Below are 8544 nucleotides of genomic sequence, written 5' to 3' on the forward strand. Positions count from 1 at the left end.
AGCTCCTGCTCGATCCGGCTCGCCGTCGCGTGGTCGGCCATGCTGAGCTCCGGGCGGCAGTGGAAGTGACGATAGAGGTCGCGGAGCCACGGGAGGCGGTCCGAGACAGCGGATTCGAGGGTGGCGGGGCTGCTGATGGAGGGCATGGCGTCCAGCTTGCTCCTCACGAGCGGCGAGGTGCACCGGTCGCCGCTCACGCCTCGATCACCCGGTCGGTTGCCCCGAATAGCGGCTCGCAACGCCGGAGCGGCGCTTACGATCCCGAGCAACATCGCTATTCGTGCACGACTGCCGCCAAAAGATCGGATCTGCTTTGACCTCTGCTGTCGCCAACATTGCCGCGTGGACTTTCGTCGCCGAATGCCCGATTCCGGACGATATCGGGCCATTGCTCGTGCAGGGTGAGCAGCCGATCGCCGCATATAAGACGTTCCGCGACTCCGCGATCTTCACCACCAAACGCCTCATCGTGCGGGACGCGCAGGGGCTCACCGGGAAGAAGGTCGAGATCTACTCGCTGCCGTACAACGCGATCAACATGTGGTCGTCCGAGAACGCGGGACGAATGCTCGACTTCAACTCCGAACTCGAGCTCTGGACTCGGGCCGGCCACATCAAGATCAACTTGAACCGAGGCGTCGATATTCGGAAGCTCGACCACCTCATCGCGCATGTCGTCCTCAACGGCTAGGTGTTCTGTCGGATGCGAATGACACACTGCTGACATGACCACGCCATCCGCCCCATCGGCCGAACCCGCCCAGCCTGACGGCACAGTGTGGGGCTGGTGGCCCTCATTCGAGCACTACTCCAGCCCCGGATCGAAACCGTGGGGCATCTCAACCAGCCTTAAGCGCGTCGAGGCCGCCATCGACCGCCACAATGGAAGGCCCAACAAGGCGTGCACGATTGCGCGCCTTGCCTCGACCGGGTGGGTTCTCGCAGCGAAGCGGAGTAGAGGCCACACCGTCGACATGAAGCCTCGCCAGGCCGACAAGTACATCAACGCTCGCGCAGGCGGCGGCTGGGGTAACCAGGGCGAGGTTCCGCCCGCACACGAACTGACCCGCCCGACCGTCGATCTCGACCAGTAGCCGGAAGTGCGCGATTGCCCGCAGAAAAGTTGACCGGCCGCAGGGTCAGGCCGACTTTTTGGCCGGCGTCTTGCGGGCCGTCGACTTCTTCGCCGTTGCCTTCTTCGCCGTTGCCTTCTTCGCCGTTGCCTTCTTGGCCGTGGATTTTGAGCCTGTCGACTTCCTCGCGGCGCCCGAGCCGGAGCTGCCGGAGTCCGAATTGGAGGACGTCGACTTCTTGGCAGTCGACTTCTTCGCCGCGGCCTTTTTGGCGGGCGCCTTCTTCCCGGCAGTCTTCTTGGCTGGGGTCTTCTTCGCCGCGCTACTCCCGCTCTTCTTTCTGGTGGTCTTGTTGGCGGAGCCGGAGTCCTCGTCGTCGTCCTCCTCGTCGTCCTGGTCGTCGGCGTCGTCCGCCTTACCGCCCCGGTCCTTCACACTCGCGCGCAGGGCGGCGAGGAGGTCGGCGACCTCGTCATCCCCGTCGTCGTCGGAGCTCTCCCGCTCCTCCACCGTGAACGCCTCACCACCGGCGGCCTTGGCCTCGATGAGTTCCTTGAGCTGGTTCTGGTAGTCATCCTCGTATTTCTCCGGCTCGAAGTCCGCCGCCATGGTCTCGATGAGCGACGCCGCCATCTTGACCTCCTGCGGCCGTACCTTGGCCTCCTTGTCCAGACCCTCGAGGATCGCCGGGCGGATCTCGTCCGGCCACAGCAGCGTCTGCAGCATCAACACGTCCTTATACACGCGTAGAGCACACAGGCGGGTCCGGTTACGCAGCGTGAACGTGCAGATCGCCAGCCGGTCGGTGGATTCCAGAGCCTCGCGCATGAGGATGTACGCGCGGTTCGAGCGCGACGCCGGTTCCAGGAAATAGGCGTTGTCGAAAGCCACCGGGTCCACCTGATCGGCGGGCACGAACTCGGTGACCTCGATCTCGTGGTTCTGCTCGACGGGCAGGCTGGCCAGGTCCTCCTGGGTGAGGATCACCATCTCGCCCTCGTCGGACTCGTACGCCTTGGCGATGTCGCCGTACTCGACCTCCTCGCCGTTGTCGTCACGCACCCGCTTGTAGCGGATCCGCACGCCGTCGTTCTTGTCGACCTGCCGCGCCCGCAGATCGTGGTCCTCCGTCGCCGCGTAGACCTTGACCGGCACGTTCACCAGGCCGAAGGAGACCTCGCCCTTCCAGATGGATCGCATATAGGGAGTATGCGACAGATGTGGGGGCTCGGCAGCCGGACGCCGGGGCGGTGGCTGAGCGGGGCGGGTAACGGCCCGACCGCTCGGATGCGATGTTCTCAGTGCTCGCTTACCCTCTTACCCAACTCTCATCCGGCGACGCCTACGGAGACTCACATGAAGCCACCCATCAGATCCGCAAGTGTGCTGGGCAGCCTGCTGCTCATTCCCGCCCTGATGCCCGCGGTGACCAGCGCGGCCACGCCTCCCGTCACCACCACCGAGACCTTCGACATCACGTGCGAGGTGACACCCAGTACCTCACTCGTCGACCCACTGACGGTGACGACCGAAGCCGCCATCCAGGTCACGGCCCCTGATCAGGTCGAGGCCGGCGAGGTCTTCACCGTCGACCTCCAGGTGGACGGGGTGACAGTCCCAACGTCGTTCGAGGGCATCAGCGCCACCGACATCTCCCGAATCAAGCTCGACCTCGAAGTTCCAGACAACGCGGAGTTCGTCAGCGCCCAGGTTCTCGATCCGGGCTCCTTCACTGCCGGGGTAACCCCCAGCGTCATCCGAGTCGACGAGAACGGTGTGCCGTCGACCTCCGGTGACTATCTCCGCCTGTCCGGCGGAAACCAGACCATCGGCAACGGCCCCAATGTGTCGCGCCGCGCGCCCGGCGGCATGGCGGCCCGCCCGTCCGACGGCGCCGAGACGACCCTGACCTTCCCGCAGCTGCGACTCGTCTTCCAAGCCGATGAACCGGGTGTCATCGAGCCGGGCATCCGCACCGCCGGCCAAGCCGGCGTGTTCGGCACCGACGAATCGTTCATCAGCCTCCTCGCCCGGGCCAGTGTGCCCATCGTCGGCACGGTGTACGCGCCGGTCACCTGCCAGCCGCGCAGCGCAGTCGACGCACCGATCAACGACGGCGCCCTCAAGACGATCGACGTGGCCGAGCCGGGACCAGTCGACCCCGGCTCGATCATCACCCGCGTCGAAGCGCCGGCCTCCACCGACCTCGGCGAGCCGGCGGCCATCGCAGCACACGTCGGGGTGGCTGAGGACGACGAGAGCGTCACGGGGCTCGACGGTGGAACCGTGCAGTTCTACGCCGATGGCGCGCCCGTCGGAGACCCGCGCCCACTCGTTCGCGGGATCGCGCGCCTGGACATGACCTTCAACGTCGCCGGCACCAAGCTCATCGCCGCCGAATACACCGACGCCGACGGAACCAACGCACCCCTGTCCAGCGTCCACGTCCTCACGGTTGTCGGACCCGAACCCGACCCCACCGACCCGGAAGAACCGGCAGATCCGACTCCGACCGAGCCCACCGGCGGATCACTCTCGTCCATCTTCGGCAGCCTCTCCGCGTCCTGACACTCCCCCACTTCGAAGGAGCTGACCGATGACGACTCGTCGACTCGGTACCGCACTCGCAATCCCCGTCCTCGCCGCCGGGCTACTCACCACCCTCTCCCCTGCCGCGTCCGCGCAAGAGGGAGAAACACGCCAGGTTCCCGTCACGCACTCGTGTGTCGGGGTGCCGTACCCCAATCCTGATGAGGTGCTCCGGGACCCGCCGAGCTGGATACCGAGCTGGATCGCAGACATCCTGCGTCCGCTCATCTCGACCACCACCTACAACACGAGCGAAGTCACAGATACCGTTTCCGTCACCGCCCCAGAACGCGTCGAGCCCGGCACCGAGTTCACCGTCCGCCTACAGCCGGGCGTGATGACCCGAGATCGCGAGGTCTCGCGACTCCACTACGACTTCCGAGTCCCGGCTGGCGCCACCCTCGTCAACTCTCGCGTGGTTCCCGGAACCGCGCAAGGTCTCTCCGGCGTCCCTACCCTGACTCGCATCAATGCAGCCGGCCAGCAGTCGGCGACGGGCGCTTACCTCAGGGTGTCGGCAGGTAACCAGACCGTTCACAATCGGCCGGCGTGGGATCGGACCATCAACAACGGAGGCGGGTGGGGAGAGGCTCTGAGCACCGATGCCAACCGACAGTTCCGACTGCCCGCGATCGAGCTGACCCTGACCGCCGAGGACGGAGCCACCGTGACGACCGGCCTGCGCACCGGGCCTGCGGCGCCCGCGGCCGGGCAGGAAACGAGCATGGGCTTCCTCACCGAGTACAACAGCTACTCTGTGGGCGCGTTCGGGTACAACCTCCAGGCCACCATCGGCCACGCGAACTATTGCTCGGCCACCGGGCTGGGACGCCAGGCGCTGTCAACGACCCGCGTCCACAGCGTCTACCAGACCGCCACCGACGTCGAGGTCCAGCTCGAAGCCCTCACCGGCGACGAGGTGGCCATCACCGCCGAGGTGACGCCCAACCCCGGGCGGGGCACGGTCGAGTTCTACGACGGCGAGGACCTCATCGGTCAGGCCACGGTTGGCGAGGACGGCACCGCTGAACTCGTCTGGCGGTTCCGCGACCGCGGGACGCATCAGATCACGGCTCGGTATGTCGGAGATGCCGAGTACCTTTCGTCCGAGTCGGAGCCGAGGACCGTTGAGGTCACGGTTCCCGGCGAGGTCGTCATCGAACCCGAGCCAGAAGAACCCGTCGACCCGGTCTTCCCTGAGCCGGAGCCCGGGCCTCTCGGAAGCCTCACGGGCAGCCTCGGCAGCTGACTCACCGGACTCGTACCCACGCTTATAGGAGCAACAATTGTCCCGCACACCTTCAAGCGCGCTGAGTGCGCGCCCATCGCCTGACTGGCAGGTTCGAGCCGCCATCGCGCTGACAGCGGCGGTCGTTCTGGTCTTAGGTGTTCTACCCAGCCTTGGAGCGGGCACCGCCAACGCCGGGACGGCCACCCTCGGCAACTTCCGCACCACCATCACGGTCAACCAATCTCAGAGTGACCTCCGGCCCGGCGGTCACGTCCGGTACGACATCACCGCCGCCAACACTCAGGCCAGAGACACTGTCAGTCGACCGGTGTCCTGGTTGCCCGAGGTCAAAACTCCGAACTACACCGCGCTGCTCTTCTACGGAATCGACGCGCCTGCAGGACTGACCTACCGGGCGTCTGGAGGCCAGATCTACTCCCCCGGGAACTGGGAGCAGGGCGGAAACTTTACCGGCGGACTCTCGGCGAATCTCAGCAACATCACGGAGGTCAGTGACCTGGTCAGAAACGTCGCGGATCTCGGGCCCGCGTTTGTACGAGGACAGGATTCCCGCAGTGGTTGGATCTCGTTCAACATCCCCCACGACGCACGAGGCGGAACCAGCTACCGCGCGGGTGCTCGCCTGATGGAGTCTCGAATCTTCCCCTCTCCCTCGGCCCCAGCAACGCGGTCGACAGCCGGTATCGAGTCATTCACGCTCGGCGCGGTCAACTCGCATACGCGCGTTTCGATTCCACCGGCGGTCGCTCGGGTCGGCGAACCGGTCGATCTCTCGGCGACGGTTTCCGCTGCGGCCGGCTCCAACACCCCGGCAGGCACCATGACGTTTGCCGCGGTCGGCCAGAGCCAGACCGCTCCTGTCGTCAACGGTGTCGCCACTACCTCAATGACCTTCGCTACGGCCGGCAACAAGCCGGTTACGGCGACCTTCACGCCTTCGAATACCACCCAATGGCGCGCTTCTACAGCCACTGGAACCGTCCGGGTCGAAGCAGAGGCCACCCAGACAAACCTCGAGTTGGACGCAGTAGAGATCATCTCCGGCGACACGATCTCGGCCACAGCCAACGTCACCCCGGCAGACGCCGAGGGAGCGGTCGAGTTCACCGTCGGCGACCAATCTCAGACCGTGCCGGTTGCGGCCGGGTCCGCGATCGCCGAGTTCACGCTCGACATCCCGGAAAACGCGGCCGTGACCGCGACCTTCATCCCCGCGAACCCGGAGCGATACACCAGCTCAACCGACACCGAGACTGTCACGGTGAGCAGTGAACGAACGGCAACCTCCGTCGCAGTCACGCCGGAGATCTCACGTGTTGGTGAGGACAGCACGCTGCGAGCAACCGTAACCCCGGCTGCTGCCTCCGGAACGGTCACTTTCACCGTCGAAGGTAATGAGTACACGGTCGACGTGATCGACGGAGAGGCGACCGCAGTCCACCAGTTCAACGCCACGGGCGAGGTACCGGTAACTGCGGAGTTCACCCCCGCCGACGCCAATCGATACGCATCCAGCACCGGCCAGGCCATTGCGACCGTCCAGGTGGAAGCCACCGAGACCGACCTCGAGCTTGATGCGGTCAAGATCATCTCCGGAGACACGCTCTCGGTGACCGCGCGGGTCGCTCCGGCAGATGCCGTGGGCGACGTCGAGTTCGTCGTCGACGGTCAGACCCAGACGATTCCACTCGTCGGCGGTGTCGCTACTGCTGAGTTCACGCTCGACGCGCCCACCGACGCGACCTTAACCGCCACCTTCGTGCCGACCAACCCGGACCGGTACACCACCAGCTCGGACACCGAGAGCGTCTCCGTGACCGCCGAGACCACGAAGCTGTCGATCGCGGTGGGCGACGCCGTCGTCCTGGACGAGCCCACGGCGCTGACCGCATCCGTCGCCCCAGCTGGCGCGGAAGGGACCGTCACCTTCACCATCGACGGACACGAGTACGTCGTCGATGTAGTCGACGGTGTGGCCGTTGTCGAGCACACCTTCACCGAGTACGGCGAGTACCCGGCGGCTGCGGTGTTCACACCGAAGGACGCCAATCGGTACTCGTCCAGTGAGGTCGAGACGACCATCGTCATCGACCCGGTGACGGGCTCGCTAGACCTCGGATCGCTCGGATCGATGGGCGGTTCCAGCGACTGGATGGCCACTCTGAACCTCGGCAGTCTCAACGCGCTTGTCGGTAGCACTGGTCAGTTCACCCGCTGACACCGGTGCGATAGCGGTCGACGCCGCCGATCCCGTCCGGGTCGGCGGCGTCGTCCGTTTGTGGCCACATCACCGGCTCCGAGCGGATGACGGTCCCGTCGAAGTCGCCTGAAAAACTGTCCCCATGCCCGCCGACGTCGTGCCACTTTTCGTGGCGGCGTCGGCCGTCATGCGCCGCTCGGCATGGTGATCGATGGCCTGGTGGCGCGGCGGGTTCCCGCGGAGGTCGGGCAGCGGGTGGCCGTGGGGGCGGTGACCGTCGGCGTGCCCAGCCTGCTAGGGCGGGGAGTCGGCGTACTGGTTCCTCACCATCCCCCGCGACGAGCTCGACGGATGGTCGGTCCGCGACTGGCTCGACCTGACCGCGAGATCGACTTGGGTGGTGCGAGCGGGCACGACGGGCTGTCGTACGAACAGCACGCGATCTCTCCACTCTAGGCTCGAGCACTTGGCGCCGCGGACCCCGAACTCGACGGCGTCCTCTACCGATCCAGCTACGGGCCTAAATCCTCGGTCGTGCTGTTTTCGCTGGCTGCAGACGCGTTCGCCACCGCCACGTTCGAATTCGAGCGCCCCTCCAGCACGCCGAACTGCGCGATCTGGTCGTCTCACCCGCCGACAAACTTGGGTTCACGATCGGCTGATCGCTGATCCGGCTTCCCGAGCCGGTCGCCGGCGTCGGACGCAGATGCGAGAGTGGGGCCATGGCTAGCAAGGGGCAAAAGGAATCGGTGGAGGTCGACGGGCAGACCGTGCGCTTCACCCATCCCGACAAGGTGCTCTACGAGACCACCGGCACCACCAAGGCCGAGGTGCTGGAGTACTACCTGGCCGTCGCGCCGCTGCTCATGACATACGCCGGCCGCCGGCCGGTCACCCGCAAGCGCTGGCCCGATGGCACAGACGACAAGTCGTTCTTCGAGAAGAATCTCCCCCAGCACGCGCCCGACTGGGTACCGCGGGTCGCCATCGAGCATTCCTCGCGCACCGTTCGCTACCCGGTGCTCGACTCCCCCGTGACGCTGGCGTGGTTCGCGCAGCAGGCCTCCCTCGAACTGCACGTGCCGCAGTGGACCCTCGAGAACGCCGAGCCCGGGCGCACACGGCGCATCGTCATCGACCTGGACCCCGGCGAGGACGTGGATCTCGACACCACGGCGAAGGTGGCCCTGCGCGTCCGCGACCTCCTCTCCGAGGCCGGGCTGGACGCATTCCCCGTGACCAGCGGCTCCAAGGGCATCCACCTCTACGCCCGCCTGGACCGGGCGGTGACGTCCAAGAGCGCCGCCGCCGTGGCCAAGCAGATCGCGCAGTCATTGGAGAAGCAGACGCCCGACCTGGTCACCGCCACCATGAAGCGCTCGATCCGCTCGGGCAAGGTGTTCGTGGACTGGAGCCAGAACAGCGGCGCC

At 66.1% G+C, this 8544-nt stretch carries 6 protein-coding genes; 5 read left to right on the forward strand and 1 reads right to left on the reverse strand.

What is annotated here, in order from left to right; all coding sequences use genetic code 11:
* The first annotated feature begins 313 nt into the window (after positions 1 to 313).
* On the forward strand, positions 314 to 691 hold the full coding sequence (locus ACWIE7_RS17805) for a PH domain-containing protein (RefSeq protein ID WP_043565875.1): 378 nt from the start codon (positions 314 to 316) through the stop codon (positions 689 to 691).
* A gap of 448 nt (positions 692 to 1139) precedes the next feature.
* Here ACWIE7_RS17805 and ku read toward each other — a convergent pair whose 3' ends face one another.
* Positions 1140 to 2273, reverse strand: a complete 1134-nt coding sequence (gene ku / locus ACWIE7_RS17810) for a non-homologous end joining protein Ku (RefSeq protein ID WP_454070142.1) — start codon at positions 2271 to 2273, stop codon at positions 1140 to 1142.
* Between the two features lie 156 nt (positions 2274 to 2429).
* Here ku and ACWIE7_RS17815 point away from each other — a divergent pair, with 156 nt between their 5' ends.
* The 4 genes from ACWIE7_RS17815 to ligD form a co-directional block, all read left to right on the forward strand.
* On the forward strand, positions 2430 to 3641 hold the full coding sequence (locus ACWIE7_RS17815; RefSeq protein ID WP_454070143.1) for an Ig-like domain-containing protein: 1212 nt from the start codon (positions 2430 to 2432) through the stop codon (positions 3639 to 3641).
* A gap of 28 nt (positions 3642 to 3669) precedes the next feature.
* Positions 3670 to 4911 carry an Ig-like domain-containing protein gene (locus ACWIE7_RS17820; protein WP_454070144.1) on the forward strand — a complete coding sequence of 414 codons (1242 nt, stop codon included), beginning with the start codon at positions 3670 to 3672 and terminating at the stop codon, positions 4909 to 4911.
* Between the two features lie 37 nt (positions 4912 to 4948).
* The gene (locus ACWIE7_RS17825) at positions 4949 to 7132 is read left to right on the forward strand and encodes an Ig-like domain repeat protein (protein ID WP_454070145.1); all 2184 of its coding nucleotides are present in this window, start codon (positions 4949 to 4951) and stop codon (positions 7130 to 7132) included.
* A gap of 704 nt (positions 7133 to 7836) precedes the next feature.
* The coding region (gene ligD, locus ACWIE7_RS17830; RefSeq protein WP_454070146.1) for a non-homologous end-joining DNA ligase at positions 7837 to 8544 on the forward strand (708 nt) is incomplete at its 3' end.

It is taken from the genome of Dietzia sp. NPDC055343, assembly GCF_053645265.1.